At 72.8% G+C, this 19,935-nt stretch carries 20 protein-coding genes; 6 read left to right on the top strand and 14 right to left on the bottom strand.

What is annotated here, in order from left to right; translation table 11 throughout:
- Positions 1-51: 51 nt before the first annotated feature.
- Positions 52-657, top strand: coding sequence for a hemerythrin domain-containing protein (locus IGA62_RS15620; RefSeq protein WP_145820452.1), 606 nt, complete (start codon positions 52-54; stop codon positions 655-657).
- 105 nt (positions 658-762) lie between these two features.
- On the opposite strand, the gene IGA62_RS15615 is transcribed toward IGA62_RS15620, so the two are convergent.
- The 3 genes from IGA62_RS15615 to IGA62_RS15605 form a co-directional block, all read right to left on the bottom strand.
- Positions 763-990: a ferredoxin gene (locus IGA62_RS15615; protein WP_091455674.1), complete on the bottom strand. Its 228-nt coding sequence runs from the start codon at positions 988-990 to the stop codon at positions 763-765.
- A gap of 16 nt (positions 991-1,006) precedes the next feature.
- Positions 1,007-2,203 (bottom strand): cytochrome P450, encoded by a 1,197-nt coding sequence (locus IGA62_RS15610; protein WP_186500059.1) that lies wholly within the window; start codon positions 2,201-2,203, stop codon positions 1,007-1,009.
- 140 nt (positions 2,204-2,343) lie between these two features.
- Complete coding sequence (locus IGA62_RS15605; protein WP_145820455.1) at positions 2,344-2,526, bottom strand: antitoxin; 183 nt, start codon at positions 2,524-2,526, stop codon at positions 2,344-2,346.
- Positions 2,527-2,733: 207 nt separating this feature from the next.
- Here IGA62_RS15605 and IGA62_RS15600 point away from each other — a divergent pair, with 207 nt between their 5' ends.
- A complete protein-coding gene (locus IGA62_RS15600) occupies positions 2,734-3,888 on the top strand; it encodes an AI-2E family transporter (RefSeq protein ID WP_186500356.1) in 1,155 nt (384 codons plus the stop codon).
- Positions 3,889-3,912: 24 nt separating this feature from the next.
- On the opposite strand, the gene IGA62_RS15595 is transcribed toward IGA62_RS15600, so the two are convergent.
- Positions 3,913-4,596, bottom strand: coding sequence for a dienelactone hydrolase family protein (locus IGA62_RS15595; RefSeq protein WP_232624659.1), 684 nt, complete (start codon positions 4,594-4,596; stop codon positions 3,913-3,915).
- Positions 4,597-4,776: 180 nt separating this feature from the next.
- On the opposite strand from IGA62_RS15595, the gene IGA62_RS15590 reads away from it, so the two are divergent.
- Complete coding sequence (locus tag IGA62_RS15590; protein ID WP_186500060.1) at positions 4,777-4,953, top strand: hypothetical protein; 177 nt, start codon at positions 4,777-4,779, stop codon at positions 4,951-4,953.
- A gap of 105 nt (positions 4,954-5,058) precedes the next feature.
- Here IGA62_RS15590 and IGA62_RS15585 read toward each other — a convergent pair whose 3' ends face one another.
- The 9 genes from IGA62_RS15585 to IGA62_RS15545 form a co-directional block, all read right to left on the bottom strand.
- Positions 5,059-7,431, bottom strand: a complete 2,373-nt coding sequence (locus tag IGA62_RS15585) for a glycoside hydrolase family 65 protein (protein ID WP_145820457.1) — start codon at positions 7,429-7,431, stop codon at positions 5,059-5,061.
- A complete protein-coding gene (locus tag IGA62_RS15580; protein ID WP_145820460.1) occupies positions 7,428-8,180 on the bottom strand; it encodes a beta-phosphoglucomutase family hydrolase in 753 nt (250 codons plus the stop codon). The genes IGA62_RS15585 and IGA62_RS15580 overlap by 4 nt, the downstream gene beginning before the upstream one ends.
- Positions 8,181-8,279: 99 nt before the next feature.
- Positions 8,280-8,744 (bottom strand): DUF4442 domain-containing protein, encoded by a 465-nt coding sequence (locus IGA62_RS15575; protein ID WP_145820462.1) that lies wholly within the window; start codon positions 8,742-8,744, stop codon positions 8,280-8,282.
- 81 nt (positions 8,745-8,825) lie between these two features.
- Complete coding sequence (locus tag IGA62_RS15570) at positions 8,826-10,133, bottom strand: ABC transporter ATP-binding protein (protein ID WP_145820464.1); 1,308 nt, start codon at positions 10,131-10,133, stop codon at positions 8,826-8,828.
- A 142-nt stretch (positions 10,134-10,275) separates the two neighbouring features.
- A complete protein-coding gene (locus tag IGA62_RS15565; protein WP_145820468.1) occupies positions 10,276-12,504 on the bottom strand; it encodes a bifunctional glycosyltransferase/CDP-glycerol:glycerophosphate glycerophosphotransferase in 2,229 nt (742 codons plus the stop codon).
- 37 nt (positions 12,505-12,541) lie between these two features.
- Positions 12,542-14,449: a DUF5941 domain-containing protein gene (locus IGA62_RS15560; RefSeq protein WP_145820470.1), complete on the bottom strand. Its 1,908-nt coding sequence runs from the start codon at positions 14,447-14,449 to the stop codon at positions 12,542-12,544.
- Entirely contained in the window at positions 14,446-15,180 is a 735-nt protein-coding gene (locus tag IGA62_RS15555; protein ID WP_145822202.1) for an ABC transporter ATP-binding protein, read from the bottom strand. The genes IGA62_RS15560 and IGA62_RS15555 overlap by 4 nt, the downstream gene beginning before the upstream one ends.
- A 62-nt stretch (positions 15,181-15,242) precedes the next feature.
- Entirely contained in the window at positions 15,243-16,073 is an 831-nt protein-coding gene (locus IGA62_RS15550; protein ID WP_232624658.1) for an ABC transporter permease, read from the bottom strand.
- Positions 16,074-16,147: 74 nt separating this feature from the next.
- A complete protein-coding gene (locus IGA62_RS15545) occupies positions 16,148-17,518 on the bottom strand; it encodes an L-serine ammonia-lyase (RefSeq protein WP_145820472.1) in 1,371 nt (456 codons plus the stop codon).
- Between the two features lie 264 nt (positions 17,519-17,782).
- On the opposite strand from IGA62_RS15545, the gene IGA62_RS15540 reads away from it, so the two are divergent.
- A complete protein-coding gene (locus IGA62_RS15540; protein WP_145820474.1) occupies positions 17,783-17,986 on the top strand; it encodes a PspC domain-containing protein in 204 nt (67 codons plus the stop codon).
- A gap of 93 nt (positions 17,987-18,079) precedes the next feature.
- On the opposite strand, the gene IGA62_RS15535 is transcribed toward IGA62_RS15540, so the two are convergent.
- Positions 18,080-18,880 carry a DUF4230 domain-containing protein gene (locus IGA62_RS15535; protein WP_145820477.1) on the bottom strand — a complete coding sequence of 267 codons (801 nt, stop codon included), beginning with the start codon at positions 18,878-18,880 and terminating at the stop codon, positions 18,080-18,082.
- 157 nt (positions 18,881-19,037) lie between these two features.
- Here IGA62_RS15535 and IGA62_RS15530 point away from each other — a divergent pair, with 157 nt between their 5' ends.
- Both IGA62_RS15530 and IGA62_RS15525 read left to right on the top strand, forming a co-directional pair.
- Positions 19,038-19,370: an ArsR/SmtB family transcription factor gene (locus IGA62_RS15530; RefSeq protein WP_145820478.1), complete on the top strand. Its 333-nt coding sequence runs from the start codon at positions 19,038-19,040 to the stop codon at positions 19,368-19,370.
- A 16-nt stretch (positions 19,371-19,386) separates the two neighbouring features.
- The gene (locus tag IGA62_RS15525) at positions 19,387-19,887 is read left to right on the top strand and encodes an SRPBCC family protein (protein ID WP_145820480.1); all 501 of its coding nucleotides are present in this window, start codon (positions 19,387-19,389) and stop codon (positions 19,885-19,887) included.
- Positions 19,888-19,935 lie beyond the last annotated feature (48 nt).

Here is a 19,935-nt window from a genome sequence, read left to right as displayed (position 1 = left end):
AGGGTACCGAGGGTGCATCCGCAACGATTCGCACCGGCAGGGGGCAACGACATGACCAACCCACAGGCCACGGCGGGCCGGGACGTCATCGACGTCCTGACCAGCGACCATCGCGAGGTCGAGGCACTCTTCGTCGAGCTGGAGAGCCGGCAGGGCACCCCGGAGCACCGCCGGCAGCTCGCCGACGTGGTGATCGCCGAGTTGGTCCGGCACAGCGTCGCCGAGGAGGCGTACGTCTACCCGGCTGCCCGGAAGGCACTCCCCGACGGCGACCAGGTCGCCGAGCACGAGATCTCCGAGCACTCCGAGGCCGAGCGGACGATGAAGGAACTGGAGTCGACCGACCCCACCGACCCCCGCTTCAACCAGATCCTCGCCCACCTGACCAGCACGATCCGGCACCACGTGCAGGAGGAGGAGGCCGACCTCTTCCCCCGCCTGCGGGCCGCGGTCGCGCACGAGGAACTGGTGGAGCTCGCGGACAAGGTCGAGGCGACGAAGAAGATCGCCCCGACCCGTCCGCACCCGGCCGCTCCGGACCACCCGCCCGCGAACAAGCTGCTCGCTCCCGGCACGGGCCTGATCGACCGGATGCGGGATGCGCTCAGCGGCCGTCCCACCAGCATGGAAGAGCTGCGGGAGAAGCAGCGCCACTGACCGGACACCGGCCGAGGCGGCACCGCCGTCGTCGCCGGTCCTCTGTCGCGGCGCCTCCGGGGGCGGGCACGGCCCACGGGGGCGCCGCACCACGTCGTTCCGGCCTCACATCTCCGGGGCGATCCGCCGGTCGCTGGCCGCGTCGGAGACCCGGATGGCCTCCATCGGGCAGGACTCGGCCGCGTCGATCACCGGATCCGCCGGTTCGATCAGTTCCTTCCGGGGACAGGACAGGCTGTCGACGAGGACGAAGTGGTCCGGCGCAGCGCCTGTGCAGATGCCGGATCCGATGCACCGGGTGGGGTCGACACTCACCCGCCACGACGAGGTCACCGGGGTCTCCTCTCGCTCACCAGCTCACCGGCAGGCTGGTCAGGCCGCGTACCAGCAGGCCGGTCTTCCAGGTCAGTTCCGGTTCGGGTACGGCGAGCCGCAGGCCGGGCGTCCGTTCGATCAGGGTCTCCAGGACGACCTGGAGTTCCATCCGGGCCAGCTGCGCGCCGACGCAGTGGTGCACGCCGTGCCCGAAGGCGATGTGCGGGTTGACCGGGCGGGCCAGGTCGATCCGGTCCGGCTCGGCGAAGACCCGCTCGTCCCGGTTGGCGGAGTGGATCGAGACGACCACCGGCTCACCGGCCCGGACCAGCACACCACCCACCTCGACGTCCTCGGTGGCGTAGCGGGGGAAGGCGGCGGTCGCGCCCAGCGGGACGAACCGCATCAGCTCCTCGACGGCGCTCGGCACCAGACCGGGCTCGGCGCACAGTCGCGCCCACTGCTCCGGATTGGTCAGCAGCACGTAGACCAGGTTGGGAATCTGGTTCACCGTGGTCTCGTGCCCGGCGGCGAGCAGCCCGGCGGCGAGTCCGACCAGTTCCCCCTCACTGAGCCGGTCACCGTCGGAGTCGCGGGTGCGCACCATCGCGCCGAGCAGGTCGTCGGTGGGGGTCGCCCGACGCTGCTCGACCAGACCCGCCATGTACGCGAAGAGGTTGTCGACGTACTCCTGGGCCCGCTCCGGGCTGAGGGCGGTGGTCGAGACGATCGCCTCGGACCAGGTGTGGAACCGGTCCTGGTCGGTGACCGGCACACCGAGCAGGTCGCAGATGACCCGGATCGGCAGCGGGGTCGCCACGTGGGTGACCAGGTCCGCCGGGGCCCCGGCGGCGATCATTCCGGCGACCAGGTCCCCGGCGACCCGGCGGGTGCCCGGCCGGAGCTGCTCGACGCGGCGGGCGGTGAACGCCTTCGCCACCACCCGCCGCAGTCGCGTGTGCTCCGGCGGATCCATCCCGAGGATGCCGGACTCCCGCTGCTCCGGCACGTTGCGCGGCTCGTCCCGCCCGACCGAGGCGGCCCGGCTGAACCGGGGGTCGCCGAGGACCATGCGGACGTCGGCGTGCCGGGTGGCCAGCCAGGCCGGCTCGCCGTAGGGCAGCTGGACGCGGACGAGTGGCTCGTCGCGGCGGAGTTCGGCGTACCGGGGATCGAGGTTGAGCCGGTCGGGCGGGCTGAACGGATACGGGTGCGCGATCGTCTCGGTCACCGGATGACGTCCTCTCGTCGGCGTCCGCGCGAGCGCGGCCACGTCCGCGGCACACGACCCGACGTCGAGTCATGGCCTGACTGCGGATAGTAGCGAGAGTGGTCGATCCTGGCCAGAGCCCCTGGCGCGCCCCGGAGCCGTCAGCGCACCTGGTCGCCCTCGCCGGTACGCGTCTGGGCCTGGTCCACCCCCTTGTCGATCTGCTCGTCGTACTTGCCGCCGGTGCGCTGGTCGACCATGTCGCCGCCCTTCTCCATCCCCTGGTCGACCTGCTTGTCGTGCTTGTCGGCCAGGTCCTTGGCCTTGTCCATGAAGTCACTCACGGCTTTCTCCTCCCGGTGTCGGTCCCTCCTGCCTTCCCTCGGGCCGGAGGGGCAAACAGTTCGCCCTGCCCGCCGGCCGACCACGCTTCCTCTGCGGTCGGCGGACAGACGGATCGCGCCCGTGACGGACCGGGATCATTCCGCCGGGGGTGTCGGGAGCGGGACGGACGGGTACCTCCGGGCCGGGGATCGAGGAGGGCCGACGTGATGAATGGCGACGAGGGACGTACGGCGGACCGGCCCATGCCGGGCGGACTGCGGGGAACGTGGGACCGGTTGCCCTGGCTGGTGCGCTCGATGGTCATGTGGAGCGCCTGCCTGGTGGTGGTGGTCGCCGCCCTCTACCTGCTCGGCAAGATCGCGGTGCTGCTCGCCCCGCTGGCCATCGCGCTGGCCGCGACGCTCTTCCTCACCGCGCTGCTCGACCCGGTGACCCGGCTGCTGCGTCGGCTCCGGTTGCCCGCCTCGCTCGCCGCGCTGCTCACCGTGCTGCTGCTGCTCGGCGTGCTGTTCGGTACGGCCGCGCTGGTCTGGAGCCTGACCGCCGACCAGTTCCGTGGCCTGGCCGACGAACTCGACCAGGGCGTGCAGCGGACCCGGGACTTCGTCACCTCCACGCTGCCGGTCAGCGAGGCCCAGCTCGACCGGCTGACCGAGCAGGCGCGCGCCGGCATGAACCGCAGTTCGCCCGACCCGGTGTCCGGTGCCCGTACCGCCGCCGAGGTGGCCGGATCGGTGCTGCTCTCCCTCGTCCTGCTCTTCTTCCTGCTCAAGGACGGCCGGGCGATGTGGCACTGGGTGCTGCGACGGATCTCCGAGCGGAACCGGGCGATGGCCGCCGCCGCCGGACGGGCGGGTTGGCGCACCCTCGGCGCGTACAGCCGGGGGACGATGATGATCGCCCTGATCGACGCGGTCGGCATCGGGTTGGCCCTGGTGCTGCTCGGCGTGCCGTTGGCCTTCCCGCTGGCGCTGATCACCTTCATCGGCGCGTTCGTCCCGATCATCGGGGCCACCGTGGCCGGCACGGTCGCCGTCCTGGTGGCGCTCGCCGCCAACGGTCCCGGTACGGCGCTGCTGGTGCTCGCGGCGGTGATCGCCGTCCAGCAGACCGAGGGAAACCTGCTGGAGCCTCTGATCATGAAGCGCCAGGTACGGCTGCACCCGGCGGTGATCCTGGTGGCGGTGACCGCCGGCACGCTGGTCGCCGGCATCGCCGGCGCCTTCGTGTCGGTGCCGATCACCGCCGTCGCCTACCGCGTGGTGGACACCATCCAGCGGTACCGCCAGCAGGCCGCCCGTGAACAGGCCCTCGGCCTGCCGGATGTCGCCGGGCCCGGCCCGGAGGCCGACCCCGCCTGACACCGGCACCGGCCGCCGTCGGGCTCAGCGCAGGTGGGTGGTGAACCAGCCGCCGGCCTCGTCGGCGACCTGTTCCAGGGTGCCCGGCTCCTCGAAGAGGTGCGTCGCACCGGGCACCACCCGAAGCTCGCCCACCCCGTCGAGCCGGGACAGGGCGGACTCGTTCAACGCCAGCACCTGCTCGTCCCGGCCGCCGACCAGGAGCAGGCTCGGTGCGCGTACCCGGGACAGCGCCGCGCCGGCCAGGTCGGGGCGACCACCCCGGGAGACCACCGCCCGGACCAGGTCCGGCCGGTCCGCCGCCGCGACCAGTGCCCCGGCCGCACCCGTGCTCGCCCCGAACAGGCCGATCGGCAGCCGCCCCAGCGCAGGCTCGGCGGCCAGCCAGTCGACGATGCCCACCAGCCGTCCGGCGAGCAGGCCGATGTCGAAGCGGAGTTCGGCGGTCCGCTCGTCGACCTGCTCCTCGTCTGGGGTCAGCAGGTCCACCAGGACGGTGGCGAGCGCCCGGTCGTTGAGCGTGTGCGCCACCGCCACGTTGCGCGGGCTGTGCCGGGAGGAACCGCTGCCGTGCGCGAACAGCACCACCCCCACCGGCTCGGCGGGCACGAGCAGGTCTGCGGTGAGGGCGATCCCCGAAGGCGGGCCGGGCTCCCCGGTGGGTCCGCCCGCCACGGGAATCGCCGTCTCGGTGGCGCGTACGTCCATGTCCCACCTCCGCAACCGCCGGCCGACCGGCCGGCTCCGATCCCGTCGGTTACCCGGGCCGGTCGCCGGCACTCCAACCCGCCCGTCGGGTGGCGGTCGGGTTTGCCGGTGCCGGGCCCGGGTAGCCGCAGACGAACCGGCGGGCGGGACCACGTCCGCCACCACTCGGGGAGGACCGGCATGAGCCAGCAGCAGAAGCCCCGCAAGGAGCGCACCGACGAGCAGCGGCACCGGGAGGACGAGGAGCGCGGCCGGGACTGGGCGGACGAGGCGGCCCAGGCGCGTACCGCCGACGACCCCCGGGCGATGGCCCCACACGACGCGGCGGGCCGACCGACCACCGGCGGACACCTCTGACCCGGCCCCCTCCACCCCGTCGATCATGAAGTTGCGGCGCCCGACCAGTGGTGTTTTGTGAGGCTTGTGTGGTGCCCGAACTCCATGATCGACGGGGTTGGGGGGTTATTCGCGGATCTTGTCGGCCTGGCGGAGGGGGGCGCGGCCGGGGGGCTGCACGGGGGGAGGGCCGGGTGGGCGGGGTGGGGGCACCGGCATGGTGACCGGCTGGTCGCAGGTGACCCGGACCGGCTCACCGTAGTGCCGCAGCTCCAGGACCGCGTCGGGCCCGCCGTGCCGCAGCGAGTACGTCGTCTGGTGCGCCCGGATGTCCACCCGCAACCGGAGCTGCCGCCACTGGAGCGAGAACTCCAGGCGGCTGAGCCGGCTGGAGAGCCGGGGGCAGAAGGTCAGCTCCCCGTCGTGGTCGCGGAGCCCACCGAACCCGGCGACCAGCGCGATCCACGCCCCGGCCAGTGAGGCCATGTGCACGCCGTCGCGGGTGTTCTCGTTGAGGTCGTGCAGGTCCATCAGCGCGGCCTCGCGCAGGTAGCTGTGCGCCAGCTCGGGATGACCCACCTCGGCGGAGAGCACCGCCTGGGTGCAGGCCGACAGGGACGAGTCCCGGACGGTCCGCCGCTCGTAGTAGAGGAAGTTGCGCAGCTTCTCCTCCGCGGTGAACGCGTCCCCGCGCCAGTGCATCGCCAGCACCAGGTCCGCCTGCTTGACCACCTGCTTGCGGTACAGGTCGAAGTACGGGTAGTGCAGCAGCAGCGGGTACCGGTCCGACGGCGTGTGCTCGAAGTCCCACTCCTCCTGCCGGGTGAACCCCTCGACCTGCTCGTGTACCTCGACCTCGTCGTCGTACGGGATGTGCATCGCGTGCGCGGCGTCCCGCCAGGCCGCGGCCTCCTCCTCGGTGACCCCGAGCCGGATCGCCTGGTCCCGGTAGCGCATCGCCACGTCGGCGGCGGTGAGCAGGTTCCGCTGGGCCATCAGGTTGGTGTAGACGTTGTCGTCCTTGACCGCGGTGTACTCGTCCGGGCCGGTGACCCCGTCGATGTGGAACTGGCCGTGCCGGTCGTGGTGCCCGAGCGAGCGCCACAGCCGGGCAGTCTCGATCAACAGTTCCAGCCCGATCGACTGTTCCAGTTCGGTGTCCCCGGTGACCAGGACGTAGCGGCGCAGCGCGTCGGCGACGTCGGCGGCGATGTGGAAGGCGGCCGTCCCGGCCGGCCAGTACGCCGACGACTCCGGCCCCTCGATGGTGCGCCAGGGGAAGGCCGCCCCGTCGAGGTACAACGTCCGGGCCCGCTCCCGGGCCTGGGCGAGGGTGGAGTGCCGCCAGTGCAGGGCGTCCCGGACGGCGCCCGGCTGGGTGTAGGTGAGCACCGGCAGCACGAACATCTCGGTGTCCCAGAACGCGTGCCCGTCGTACCCGGGACCGGTCAGTCCCTTGGCCGAGATGGGCCGCCGTTCGGCACGGGCACCGGACTGCAACACGTGGAACAGCCCGAACCGGACCGCCTGCTGCACCTCGGGGTCACCCTCGACGCGCACGTCGGCGGCGTCCCAGAACTCGTCCAGGTACTCCCGCTGCTCCCGGCGCAGGCCGTCCCAGCCGTCCAGTTTGGCCGCCGCGAGGGTCGCCCCGACCTGGTCGCGCAGCGCCGGCAGCGACCGCTGGCTGGACCAGCTGTACGTGAGCAGCTTGACCACGCGCAGCGTCTCCCCCGGCTCCAGCACGCAGCCGATGGTGGTGCGGACCCAGTCGTCGTACCCCTCGGTGCTGACCGTGACGTCGGCCGGGGCCTGCACCTCGTGGTCCATCGCGGCGGCCACCCGCAGGCCGCTCACCTTGGTCCGGTGGATCAGCAGGCCGCCCCGACTCTGGGTGAGCTGCTCCTCGGCCAGCAGGGGAGACTCCAGCACCGCCGCCACCCGGGGGTCCTTGCTCTGCGCGGGCAGGGCCTCGTTGGCCACCAGTTCGGACTGGACGATCAGCCGCAACGGGCCGTCGACCGCCTCGACCTCGTAGTTGATCGCGGCGGCCGAGCGCTGGCGGAAGGAGACCAGCCGGGTGCTGCGGAGCTTGACCTCCCGACCGGCCGGGGAGCGCCAGTGCACGTACCGGTGCAGGGTGCCGGCGCGTAGGTCGAGGATCCGCTCGTGGTCGAGGAGTTCGCCGTACCGGACGTCGAACGGCTCGTCGTCGACGAGCAGCCGGATCAGTTTGCCGTTGGTGACGTTGACGATGGTCTGCCCGGACTCCGGGAAGCCGAACCCGGCCTCGGCGTACGGCAGCGGACGCAGCTCGTAGAAGGAGTTCAGGTAGGTGCCGGGCAGGCCGTGCGGTTCGCCCTCGTCGAGGTTGCCGCGCAACCCGATGTGCCCGTTGGAGAGCGCGAAGATCGACTCGGACTGGGCCAGCACGTCGAGGTCGAGCAGCACCTCCCGCACGTGCCACGGCTCGACTGGATACGCCCGTTCCCGGATCACCCGCGGAACTCCTCGCCGATCAGGTCACCGAGGTCGTGCACCACGATGTCGGCGCCCTGGGCACGCAGGTCGTCGGCCTGCCCGACCCGGTCGACGCCGACCACGTAGCCGAAGCCGCCCGCCCGGCCGGCGGCCACTCCCGCCAGCGCGTCCTCGAAGACCGCCGTCTGGGCCGGTACGACGCCGAGCTGCCGCGCCCCGGCCAGGAAGGTGTCCGGGTGCGGCTTGCCCCGCAGCCCCTCGACCCGCGCGACCACTCCGTCCACCCGGGCCTCCAGCAGGTGTTCCAGGCCGGCGGCGGCGACCACCTCGCGGCAGTTGGCGCTGGCCGAGACGACCGCCCGGCGCAGCCCGGCGGCGGCCGCCGCCTCCAGGTACGCCACCGAGCCGGGGTAGACGTCGACGCCGCCGGTGCGCAGCCGCTCCAGCAGGACGACGTTCTTGCGGTTGCCGAGGCCGTGCACGGTGTCCGCCCCGGGCGGGTCGTCCGGTGCGCCCTCGGGCAGGGCGATGCCCCGGGAGGCGAGGAAGGTGCGGACCCCGTCGGCCCGGGGTCGACCGTCGACGTAGCGGTTGTAGTCGTCCCCGGGGTCGAAGGGGCGGTACGGCTCGCCGGTGGCGGTGGCCCGCGCGCGCAGGAACGCGTCGAAGGTCTCGGTCCACGCGGCGTTGTGCACCCGGGCGGTCTGGGTCAGCACGCCGTCCAGATCGAAGAGACAGGCGGTCACATGATCGGGTAGGCCCAGCACCCCATGAATCTAACCAGTGGACAGTGCCGACAAACCCGATTCCGCCCCCACCCGCCGCCCCGCCCGGGTCGTGGCGGGTCTCCGGCTCCCAGCCGGCGGTCAGTTGGGACGCAGCGTCCAGACCACCGTCATCGTGCCGGTGACCGTGCCGTCGGCGGTGGTGATCTCGATCGGCACCGGGAACTCCGGCCGGCGGCCGGCCTCCAGTTCGGCGACCACCTCGGCGGCCGGGCGGCCGAGGCGGGCGGTCGCGGTGACCGGCCCCATGGCCAGCCGGCGGTAGCCGATCTCGGCCCGGACGGCGAGCGGCGTCGCCCGGTCGAGCAGGTGGCCGAAGGCGGCGAGCACCACCGCGCCGGAGGCGCTCTCGCCGAGGGTGAACATCGCCCCGGCGTGCGGGCCGCCGACGTGGTTGTGGGTCGCTGCGGTGTCGGGCAGCCGCAGCACGGCCCGGACCCCACCGTCGGCCTCGGGCGCGACCTCGACGACCTCCAGATCGAGGGTACGGACGAACGGCACCGCCGCCAGCAGACCGGCAGCCACCTGACGCGAGTCAATCGACATACCCGAGAGGCTACTGGCCGGTAACTTGCCCGGCAAGGGCGGCCGGTGAGCCCGCCGGCACGCCCGGCGCGGCGACCCTGCTCAGCGCCAGCCCACGTCGATCCGGTCGCCCCGGTCGTCGAAGAAGTGCACGGCGTCCATCCGGACCGAGACCGCCAGTTGCTGGCCGGCGGTGACCGCCGGGTACGGGGCCAGCCGGACGGACAGCTCCGCCGGCCGGCGGTGGTGCCGCCCCGGGTCACCGAGCACGCTCGCCTTGCTGTCGCGGGTCACCGGCTCCTCCGGCGGCGTCTCCACCGACCGGCCGGTGAGCCGCTGCACCACCTGGCCGAACCCCCGGCGCAGGCTGCGGGAGCCGACCTCGGGCTCCTCGACCCGGCTGCCCATCTCGTCCACCACCACCGCCGTCGCGCCGATGTCGAGGAAGGCCAGCGACTCGTGTCCGTGGTGTTCCAGGAAGCGGATCCGTCCCCGCAGGACGTCGCCCGGCGCGTCCGGCGCGACCGGGGTCAGTGCCTCGGCACGCATCCCGACCACGATCCGCTCACCGTGGTAGTGGGCCACCGCCCGGCTGCGGATGTCGTCCCAGGGCAGGTAGAGCGACTGCTCGCCGAGGTTCAACGCGACGTACCGGTCGAGGTGGACGTAGACCGACGCCTCCAGCAGGTTCATCTTGGGGCTGCCGAGGAAGGCGGCGACGTACAGGGTGGCCGGGCGGCCGTACACCTGGGTGGGGGTGCCGACGTCCTGGAGCACACCCTTGCGCATGATGGCGACCCGGTCGGCCATGGTCAGCGCCTCGGCCTGGTCGTGGGTGACGTAGATGGTGGTGACACCCAGCTCACGGGTCAGCCCGGAGATCTCCGCCCGCAGTTCGGCGCGCAGGCCGCTGTCGAGGTTCGACAGCGGCTCGTCCATCAGGAAGAGGCGGGGCCGACGGACGATCGCCCGACCCATCGCGACCCGCTGCCGCTGCCCACCGGAGAGCTGGCTCGGCCGGCGGCCCAGCACGTCCCCGATGCCCAGCGCGGTGGCCACGCTCGCCACCCGTTCCTCGCGGGGGGTCGACTCCATCCCGGCCAGCTTCAGCGGGAAGGCGATGTTGTCCTCGACGGTCATGTGCGGGTAGAGCGCGAAGTCCTGGAAGACCATGGCGATCCGCCGGTCACGCGGGGTGAGGTCGTTGGCGTACTCACCGTCGATCATCACCGCGCCGCTGGTCGGGTTCTCCAGCCCGGCGACCATGCGCAGCACCGTCGACTTCCCGCAGCCCGACGGCCCGAGCAGCACCATGAACTCGCCGTCGTTCACATCGAGGTTGACGTTGTCCACCGCGAGCGTCCCGTTCGGGAACACCTTGGAGACATCCTTCAACGCGACGGTGGCCACCCGTCACCTCCCGCTGGTCGTCGCGGACACCGCAATGACTGTGACCAGCATCAAGGGATCGGGACATCGGGTAAACGTGCCATGTTCGGCTCGTGACAGGCCTATTACGCCGGCCGTCCCTCCCACCGACCCGCATCGCGCGTCATCGCACGTCACCTGGTTCGTCGCCACCGGGCTCGCCGAGGAAGACCCGGCGGACCACCCGCTCGGCGGCGTGCCCGTCGTCCCAGACGCAGAACCGGGCCCGGAACCGCTGCCGGTCCCCGGTGGCGGCGGCCGAGTCGACCGTCCCGGAGCGGAACACGTCGAGCAGGCCGGCGAAGGTGGTCGCCACCGCCCCCGGCGGCTCCTCGGTCACGTCGAAGTACACCCCGCGCGCCAGCCGGTACGCCTCCCGGTCGGGCGCGTACACCACGATCGGCCGGTCCAGCACGGCGTAGTCGAACATCGCCGAGGAGTAGTCGGTGACCAGCACGTCGGCGGCGAGGTAGAGGTCCTCCACCGGGTCGTATCCGCTGACGTCGGTGACCCGGGGGTCGTCGGACGGCCAGCCGGACGCGCCCTGCGGCTCGCGGTCGTGGAAGTAGTGGCTACGCACCAGCAGCCGTCCGGCCGGGCCGAGCGCGTCGAGGAGCCGGTGGGGGTCGAACGGGGGGTGGTAGCCGGGCAGGTGCTCACGGTGGGTGGGCGCGTAGAGCACCACCCGTTCCCCGGGGCCGGCGCCGAGCCCCGCCCGGATCTCGGCGATCTCGTCGGCCGTGGCGTTCACCAGCCGGTCGTTGCGTGGGTAGCCCACCTCCAGCGTGGTGTACGCCGCCGGGTACGCCCGCTCCCACATCTGGGTGGAGAAGCTGTTCGAGGAGATGCTGTAGTCCCACCGGTCGACCCGGCGCAGCAGCGCGGCGAAGTCCATTCCGGGCGCGCCGAGCGGGTACCGCCGCTGGTCCAGCCCCATCACCTTGACCGGGGTGCCGTGGTGCGTCTGCACGTGCACGGTGCCGGGCCGCTTGCGCACGTGGTCCGGGAAGTTGACGTTGTTGACCAGCCACCGGGCCCGGCCCAACGCCCGGAAGTAGGCGGCGGTGCCGGCCACCACGTACTCCAGACCGGGCGGCAGCGAGTCGAGCCGGTCCCGCCGGACGATCCACACCCCGCGCACGTGCGGGGCCAGCCGCCGGGCGGCGGCGTGGATCGCGGCCGGATTGCAGGCGTACCCCCGGTACCAGTACGCGGCGTAGAGGGCGAGCGTCGGGTCGACCGGCCGGCGCAGTTCCGCCCGGTACCCGGCGAGCAGCGCGGCGTCCCGGGTCAGTCGTGCCGCGCCGAGCAGCACCGGAGCGCCCCGTCGCCGGGCGGTACGCGCCGTCCGGCGTACGGTCAGGCCGGTCCGGTGTGCGCCGCGCAGCGCGCTGAAGGTACGCCACCGTCCGGTTGCCACCAGCCGGTGCTTGATCCCCTCGACCCCGTCCGGCATCCGGTACCCGCCCGGTGGCCGCCACCGCTCGTGGTCGGCGACGATCCGGTCGAAGAACGCCGCCCGCACCTGCGGGGCGATCCGCGCGCCGTTGCCGAGCACCGTCAGGTAGTGCCAGACCATCCGCTCGAACAGCACCGGGTGCAGTTCCCCGGCCCCGCGGGCGGCCGGGTGGTCGGCCAGGAACCGGAACACCCGCTCCCACTGCGCGAAGACGTCGAAGTGCCGGTCCCCCGGGGTACGGGTGATCGCACCGGTCCGCCGCTGCCGGTAGTTGACGCAGACCCGGTCGAGCAGGCCGATCCGCTCGGCGGCCAGCAGCACGGGGTAGCTGAACGAGACGTCCTCGTACCAGCCGGACGCGAAGCGCAGCCCGAGGGAGACCAGGAACTCGCGTCGGACCACCTTGTTCCAGGCGGTGTGCAGCAGCCCGACGACCTCGGGGCGGTCCCGCAGCCGGAACGTCTCCGCGCCGACCGGCTTCGGGTACACGTCACGCAGGGCGCTACGGGTGACGCTGTCGTTCCAGTGCACCCGGACGTGGTCGACCAGGAGCACGTCCGGCCGGGTGGCCCGGAGCCGCTCGGCGACCACCGGCAGGCACCCGGGGGCCAGCCAGTCGTCACCGTCGACGAACCAGACGTACTCGCCGGTGGCCCGGTCCAGCCCCACGTTGCGGGCCGGGCCGAGCCCGACGTTGCCGGTCAGCCGGACCAGCCGGACCCGGGGGTCGCGACCGGCGTACCCGGTGAGGATCTCCGGGCTGGCGTCCGGCGAGCAGTCGTCGACGGCGATCACCTCGACGTCGTCGAACGCCTGCCCGAGCAGGGAGTCCAGGCACTCGCGCAGGTACCCCTGGACCCGGTGGACCGGTACGACGAAGCTGATCAGCGCCATCCCGGGCCCCCCGGTCAGCCCACCGCGCGACGCCCCCTCACCGCGCCGGGGCGGTACGCGCGGCGCGGGTGGGACGCCTCACCCAGGCGGCGACCACACTCATTACGAAAATCACGAAAAGGTACGAAGTTAGTGTAGCCATCCCCACCCACGCGAATCCGGCGATCAGCGCCACGACCAGCAGGACCGAGCGCCCCTCCCAGCCCAGCGTCGCATCGTGCAGCGGCGGGGCGGGCTGCCGCTTCTCCAACCGGGCCACCAGGTCGTAGTGGAGCAGGGTGAGCACGAAGACGTACCCGAAGACCAGCGGCAGCGGCACGTCGCCGGCCACCCCCACGGCGATCGCGAAGACGTACTCGGCCGCCCGCAGCGCGGCCGGCACCAACCAGTCCAGCGCGCCGTCGGCCCGGCCCCGCGCGCCGAGGCCGGCGGCGAGCAGCACCAGCAGGGCCACCGGGGCGGCCCAGCGGGCGGTGTCACCGCCGGCCAGCGCCACGCCGAGCAGGCCCAGTGCGGCCAACGCGGCGAGCACGGCGAGCGGGAGCTGCGCCGGGATCCGCCCGCCGAACCGGCGCAGCAGCGGACCGTCGTCGCGGTGCAGTCCGGCGTCGACCGTGCCGAGCACCGGCACCCGCATGAACCGGGCGCGCAGGGTGCGCAGCGCCCCGGTGTACGCGAACGCCAGGACACCCCAGACCAGCACGGCGATCAGGCTCACCCGGACGTCGAAGATCGCGGCGGTGAGCGCGATCAACGCCCAGCGCTCCCCGATCGGGAAGACCACGGTCCGCTTCAGCCAGTACGACACCGATCCGGTGTCGGCCTGCACCCGGTTGGAGGCGGCGTTGAGCTTGTCGCCGATGCCCCCGCCGGGGCTGGCGGCCTTCGGCCGGCGGGCCGCCTCGTCGTGCAGCACGCCGTACCACGCGTCGGTGTGGTGCCGGACGGTCTGGAGGGTCATCGCGGCGAGCGCCAGCACCCAGCCGTCGCCCAGCCCGGCGTGCGTCATCCCGAAGCCGAGCCCGGCGTAGACGACGTACTCCTTGGCCCGGTCGGCCATGGTGTCCAGCCAGCCGCCCCACGGGCTGAAGTCGCGGGTGTACCGGGCCAACTGCCCGTCCACGCAGTCGAGCATGAACCCGAGGTAGAGCAGCACACCACCGGCGACCAGCGCGGGCCGCCCGCCGACACCGAACAGCACCGCCGCGACCACGGCGAAGAGGACCGAGATCATGGTGACCCCGGTCGGCGTCAGCCCGAGCCGGGCGCAGGCCTTCGTCACGTACGGCGACCAGGAGCTGACGAAGTACGTGGTGAAGAAGTCGTCCCGCTCCTTGACCGACAGCCGCAGCTCGGCCGCGTCCTCGTCCACCCCGGCCAGTTCGGCGCGGGCGGCGGCCAGCCCGGCCGGGTCGACGGCCCGGTGCGCGACGAGCAGGCGTACCCGGTGGGCGAAGGTCAGCGCCCCGGTGGCCGTGAACGCGGCGAAGAGCCCGTCCAGGTCGGTCCCGCCCGACCCGGCGGCCGTACGGGCGGCGGCGACCAGCGCGGGCAGGTCCGCCGGAACGACCCGCAGCGCGCCGCCGAAGCTGCCGGTGGCGTCGGACAACGTCCGGGCCGGCCCGGCGGCCACCACCTGGCCGCGTTCCTCGCGGACCGCAGCGTGGCCGTCGGCCGGCGGGTCGGCCAGCACCAGCGCGGCCGTGCCGGCGACCGGGCTGGTGGCCAGGTGCTTGAGCACGGTGGTGTGGGCCACCAGGTCGGCGCCGGAGACCAGCACCGGCCCGGTCGCGCGCTCGGCCAGGGCGGCCAGCTCGGGCAGGTCGGCGGCGACCCGGACCTCGGCCGCTCCGGCGGCCCGCCACTGCGCGACGAGGTGGCCGACGGTGTCGTCGGGGAGACTCGCCGCCGGGCCCCCGGCGGCGAGCACGATCGCCAGGGTCACCGCGCGACCGACCGGTGGTACGCGGCGAGCGCCTCGTCCAGCGACCCGTCGACGGTCAACCGGCCACCGTCGAGGTAGAGACCCCGACGGCAGAACCGGGTCAGGTCCTTCTCGTTGTGTGACACCAGCACCAAGGTGCGCCCCTCCGCGAGCAGTCGGTCGATCGTGGCGTAGCACTTCGCACGGAACTCCGCGTCCCCGACGGCCGTCACCTCGTCCATCAGCAGCACGGGGTGCGGCAGCCGGCTGACGATCGCGAAGCCGAGCCGGATCTTCATCCCCGAGGAGTAGTGCCGTACCGGGGTGTCGACGGCCCGCTCGACCTGCTCGCCAGCGAAGGAGATGATGTCATCGAAGTGCCGCCGGAGGTAAACCGGAGAGAGCCCGTGCAGGCCACCGACCAGGTGCAGGTTCTCCCGCCCGGTCAGGTCGCCGGCGAAGCCGGCGGAGAGTTCCAGCAGCGGGGCGACCGCACCACGCACCCCGATCCGCCCCTCGTCGGGGATCAGCACCCCGGCGATCAGTCGCAGCAGGGTGCTCTTGCCGCTGCCGTTACGCCCCAGCACGCCGACCCGCTCCCCGGCGGCGATGGTGAACGAGACGTCCCGCAGCGGCCAGAACCGCCCACCGTCCGGGTTCCGGCCACCCCGGTGGACGACCAGCTCGCGGAGGCGCAACTGCCGCCGCCGGTTACGGGCGAACCGGATGCCCAGGCCGTCCGCCTCGATCATCGCGGACACGGCCGCCGCTCTCCGGCCGGTACGCCGACCGCCCCGTTCCCCGGGCGCACGCCTCACAGCTCCTTGAGCACGGCCGGTTCGAGCCGGCGGAACGCCAGCCGGCCGGCGACCAGCACGAGCAGGCTGCCGGCGACCGAGGTGACCAGCAGCCGGGCGTCCGGGAACTCGTCCGGGTACCAGGCCGCGTGGTGCAGCTGCACGATGCCGACCAGCGGGTTCAGCTCGTAGAGCGCCTTGCACCAGCCGGGGGCCGCGGAGTCCCGGACCAGGCTCAGCGGATAGATGATCGGCGTGGCGTAGAAGAGCAGCCGCAGCACCAGGCGCATCACCCGTTCCACGTCGCGCAGCAGCACGTTCAGCGCGGAGAGCAGCAGCGCCACCCCGACCAGCAGGACCGTCTGCACCAGCAGGGCGAGCGGAAGGGCGAGCAGCGCGAACCCCGGGTCGATCCGGCCGCGTACCGCGTAGACCGCCGCGACGCCGACCAGGATCGGCAGGCCGGCGACGTACTCGGCGAAGCGGCCGGCGACCCGGCCGACCGGGAAGATCTCCCGGGGCACGTTCAGGACGGTGATCAGCCGGGCCTGGCCGGTGAGCGCGTTGGCCGCCTCGGTGATCGCCGAACCGGCCCACTGCCAGGCGAAGATCCCGGCGACCAGGAACAGCGGATACGACCCGGCCGCCTCGCCCAGGTGCCGGCCGGTGTCCCGGGCGTAGAGCACGCCGAAGACGAAGTAGTAGACCGCGCCCAGGCCGAGCGGCTCGATCAGCGACCAGATGTACCCGAGCACGGAGCGCTGGTACTTCACCGCCAGGTCGCGGCGGACCAGGATGCGCAGCGCGTTGCGGTGCGACCACAGGGTCGCGGCACCACCGGTCGCCACCGTCGCCTCCCGCCCCGGCGTGCCCCGGCGACCGGCTCGCCGGAGCCGCTACGCGGGTGGCCCGGCCCCCGGGCTCAGCACTCGATCACGTTGACCGCGAGACCCCCGCGTGCCGTCTCCTTGTACTTGACCTTCATGTCGGCGCCGGTCTCCCGCATCGTCTTGATCACCTTGTCCAGGGAAACCGCGTGCACCCCGTCACCGCGCAGCGCGAGCCGGGTCGCCGTGATCGCCTTGATGCTAGCCACCGCGTTCCGCTCGATGCAGGGGATCTGCACCAGACCCCCGACCGGGTCACAGGTCAGGCCGAGGTTGTGCTCCATGCCGATCTCGGCGGCGTTCTCCACCTGGGCCGGGGTGCCGCCCAGCGCCTCGGCCAACCCGGCCGCCGCCATCGAGCAGGCCGAACCGACCTCGCCCTGGCAGCCGACCTCGGCCCCGGAGATCGAGGCGTTCTCCTTGAAGAGCACCCCGATCGCGCCGGCCGCCAGCAGGAAGCGGACCACGCCCTCGTCGTCGGCCCCCGGCACGAAGCGGGTGTAGTAGTGCAGCACCGCCGGGATGATCCCGGCCGCCCCGTTGGTCGGGGCGGTGACCACCCGGCCGCCGGCCGCGTTCTCCTCGTTCACCGCGAGGGCGAAGAGCGTCACCCAGTCCATCACCCGCAGCGGGTCCGCGCTGCCCGCGTCCGCCTCCAGTCCCCGGCGCAGTTCGGCCGCGCGCCGCCGGACCTTCAACCCACCCGGGAGTACGCCGTCGCGCGCGCAGCCCGAGTCCACGCACTCCCGCATCACCCGCCAGATCTCCAGCAGCCCGGCGCGGATCTCCGCCTCGCTCCGCCAGGACCGCTCGTTGGCGAGCATCACCTCGCTGATCGACAGGCCGGTGGCCGTGGTGACCTCCAGCAGTTCCACGCCGGTGGCGAACGGGTACCGGACCGGGGTGGTGTCCGGCCGGATCCGGTCCGCGCCGGCCGCCGCCTCGTCCACCACGAACCCACCCCCGACCGAGTAGTACGTCCGGGTGCGCAGTTCACCCCCGTCGGCGTCGTACGCGGTGAAGGTCATCCCGTTCGGGTGGTACGGCAGCGACCGGCGCCGGTGCAGCACCAGGTCCCGGTCCGGGTCGAAGTCGATCTCGTGCACGTCGAGCAGGCCCAGCCGCCGGTCGGCGCGGACCCGGGCGACCCGGGGGCCGACGGTGTCGGTGTCGACCGTCTCCGGGGCCTCACCGGCCAGGCCGAGCAGCACCGCGCGGTCGCTGCCGTGCCCGTGCCCGGTGGCGCCGAGCGACCCGAACAGCTCGGCCCGGACCCGGGCGGTGACGGCGAGCAGCCCGTCGGCCTTGAGTCCACCGACGAAGGTGCGGGCGGCCCGCATCGGCCCCACGGTGTGCGAACTGGACGGCCCGATGCCGACGCTGAAGAGATCGAAGACGCTGATCATTATCCGCACCCCTCCCCTCGGCCCCGGCGACGTCGGCGGGGCCGCCGGCGAGCGTACCCGCCCTGGTCACGGTTTCCCCGATCGGTCGTCACCACACCCACACGGCCGCCCGCCGTGGGTACGCGTCACTCCGGTCCGGCGCGGGTAAGTACCTACGGGTACGCCGGTTGCCGATCCACCCACGGACTGAGGGCGCGGTGGCGCGCCTCGCCTACCGTGGATGACAGAGGCGGCCAAAGCGCCGCAGAGTGGGAGTAGACGACCATGAGTCGCAAACTGGTCCGGCCCCGTGAGGGGCGCATGATCGCCGGTGTCTGTGCCGGCCTGGCTCAGCGATTCGGCAGGTCCCCCGGTTTCATCCGACTGCTGTTTCTGCTGTCGCTGCTGCTGCCCGGCACCCAGGTGATCGTCTACCTGGTGCTCTGGCTCCTGATGCCCAACGAGGACCGGCACGTCGTCCGCTACTGACCCGTACCGCCACGCCCGACGTGGCACGGCACGCACGACCGCGGCGCCCGCCCCTCGACCGGGGCGGGCGCCGCGACGTTCCGGCATCGGGACTCAGGGCGTGGCGTAGGTGACGGTGACCGTCTGGTAGCCGAGCGAGCGGAGCAGCCCCTCCAGCATCTTGCGGGTGTTCGCCTCGGCGCGGGCCGTCAGCCCGCTGTCCCGCGCGGCAGCGGTGATCCGCTCCTCGGCGAGGCGGTAGACCTCCCGTTGCCGGTTCGGGTCGTCGGCGAAGACGTCACCGAGCCGGTTGAGCAGTCCCCGCTTCTCGGCGAAGACGTAGCTCTTCTCGAGGTCGAGGTTCGTCTCGGCCAACTGCGGCGCGGGGAGGGTGATCTCCACGGACTTCCCGTCGGCGGACTCCACCACCGCCCCATCGGCGATCTTCGAGAAGTCGACGTACGCCTCGACCCGCCCCGCCCCGACGAAGAGGGTGCGCTGGTTGAGCAGGAAGTCCGGGACGTACTTCCGGTCGGTCTGCAGATCGACGACGACCTGGAAGTTGCCCTCGGCGGCCACGTACCGGCTGAGGTCCCGGATCGACTTCAGCAAGGGCGGCTGGCTGCGGTCGGTCTGCTCCTGCGCGAACGGGTTGCGCCAGCTCGGCCAGAGCCCGGCCACCTGGGTGCCGAGCAGGACCACCACGGCCAGCGCGGCGGCCCCCAGCACCAGGAGCAGCCCGCGCGCCGGACCCCGGCGACCGCCACCGGCGGGCTCGTCGGTCCCGACGGTCGACGACGGCGTCGGGTCGGTCGGGGCCGGCGCGGCGGCCGGCGCCGGCTCGGTCGACGCGGTATCGGTCGGGTACTCCGGGAACTCGCGCGTGGGCTGGTTGACATCGCCGTTGCGGGACATCGCCCTCACCGTCCTCGGTCGTGACGCTGCTACCTGAGGATGACGGTACGTCCCCGCTACGACACGCGCTCGCTGAGCGGAACTCGGGAACGCGCCCGGCGAGCCCCGGCGGGTCGGTACTTGCGCCGGGCGCCCGACCGACCTAACGTACAACCACATGGTTGTAGATGAGCTGGCCGGGACGGAGGCCGACCGGGTCTTCCAGGCCCTGGCCGACGCCACCCGCCGCGACATCCTCGCCCGCGTCATCCGCGGCGGGCAGTCCGTGACGGCGCTCGCGCAGCACTACGCCATGAGCTTCGCGGCGGTGCAGAAGCACGTGGCCGTCCTCGAAAAGGCCACCCTCGTCACGAAGCAACGGAAAGGTAGGGAGCAGATCGTGCACGGCGACCTGACGGCGTTGCGTCGGGTGGGCCGTCTCCTCGACGCGTACGAGGAGCTGTGGCGCCACCGCGTGCAGCGTATGGAACGGGTTCTGGACCAGGAGTGAGAGAGAAGGCAACCGCATGCCCGTCATCAGTGCGCAGAAGGATCCCGAGGCGCTCAGCCTCACGTTCGTCGCCGAGTTCGACGCCGACGCGGAGCGGGTGTGGCAGCTCTGGGCCGATCCGCGCCAGCTCGAGCGCTGGTGGGGCCCGCCCGGCTGGCCGGCCACCTTCGTCCGGCACGAGTTCGTGGTGGGGGGCGCCTCCCGCTACCACATGACCGGCCCCGAGGGGGAGAAGGCGCACGGCTGGTGGACGATCACCGCGATCGACGCGCCGCACCAACTGGAGTTCGACGACGGCTTCGCCGGCGAGGACGGCGAACCGGTCGACCCGGCGGACCGGACCCACGCCGTCGTGACCCTGGAGCAGGTCGGCGATCGCACGCGCATGACGACGGTCTCCACGTTCCGCAGTCGGGAACAGCTGGAGAAGATGGCCGCCATGGGCATGGAGGAGGGCATGCGCCAGGCCATGGGGCAGATCGACGCGCTGCTCGCCGAGGGCCACGCGGCCGGCTAGGACACACGTCGTCCCGGCGGGTGCCGCCGGGCGGGATCGGGGGTGACC

Origin of the sequence: Micromonospora sagamiensis, from assembly GCF_014680085.1 — a bacterium.
In the GTDB taxonomy this organism is placed as follows: Bacteria; Actinomycetota; Actinomycetes; order Mycobacteriales; family Micromonosporaceae; genus Micromonospora; species Micromonospora inyonensis.
The sequence above is the reverse complement of the archived record's forward strand: the minus strand, read 5'-3'. Positions and strand labels throughout refer to the sequence as shown.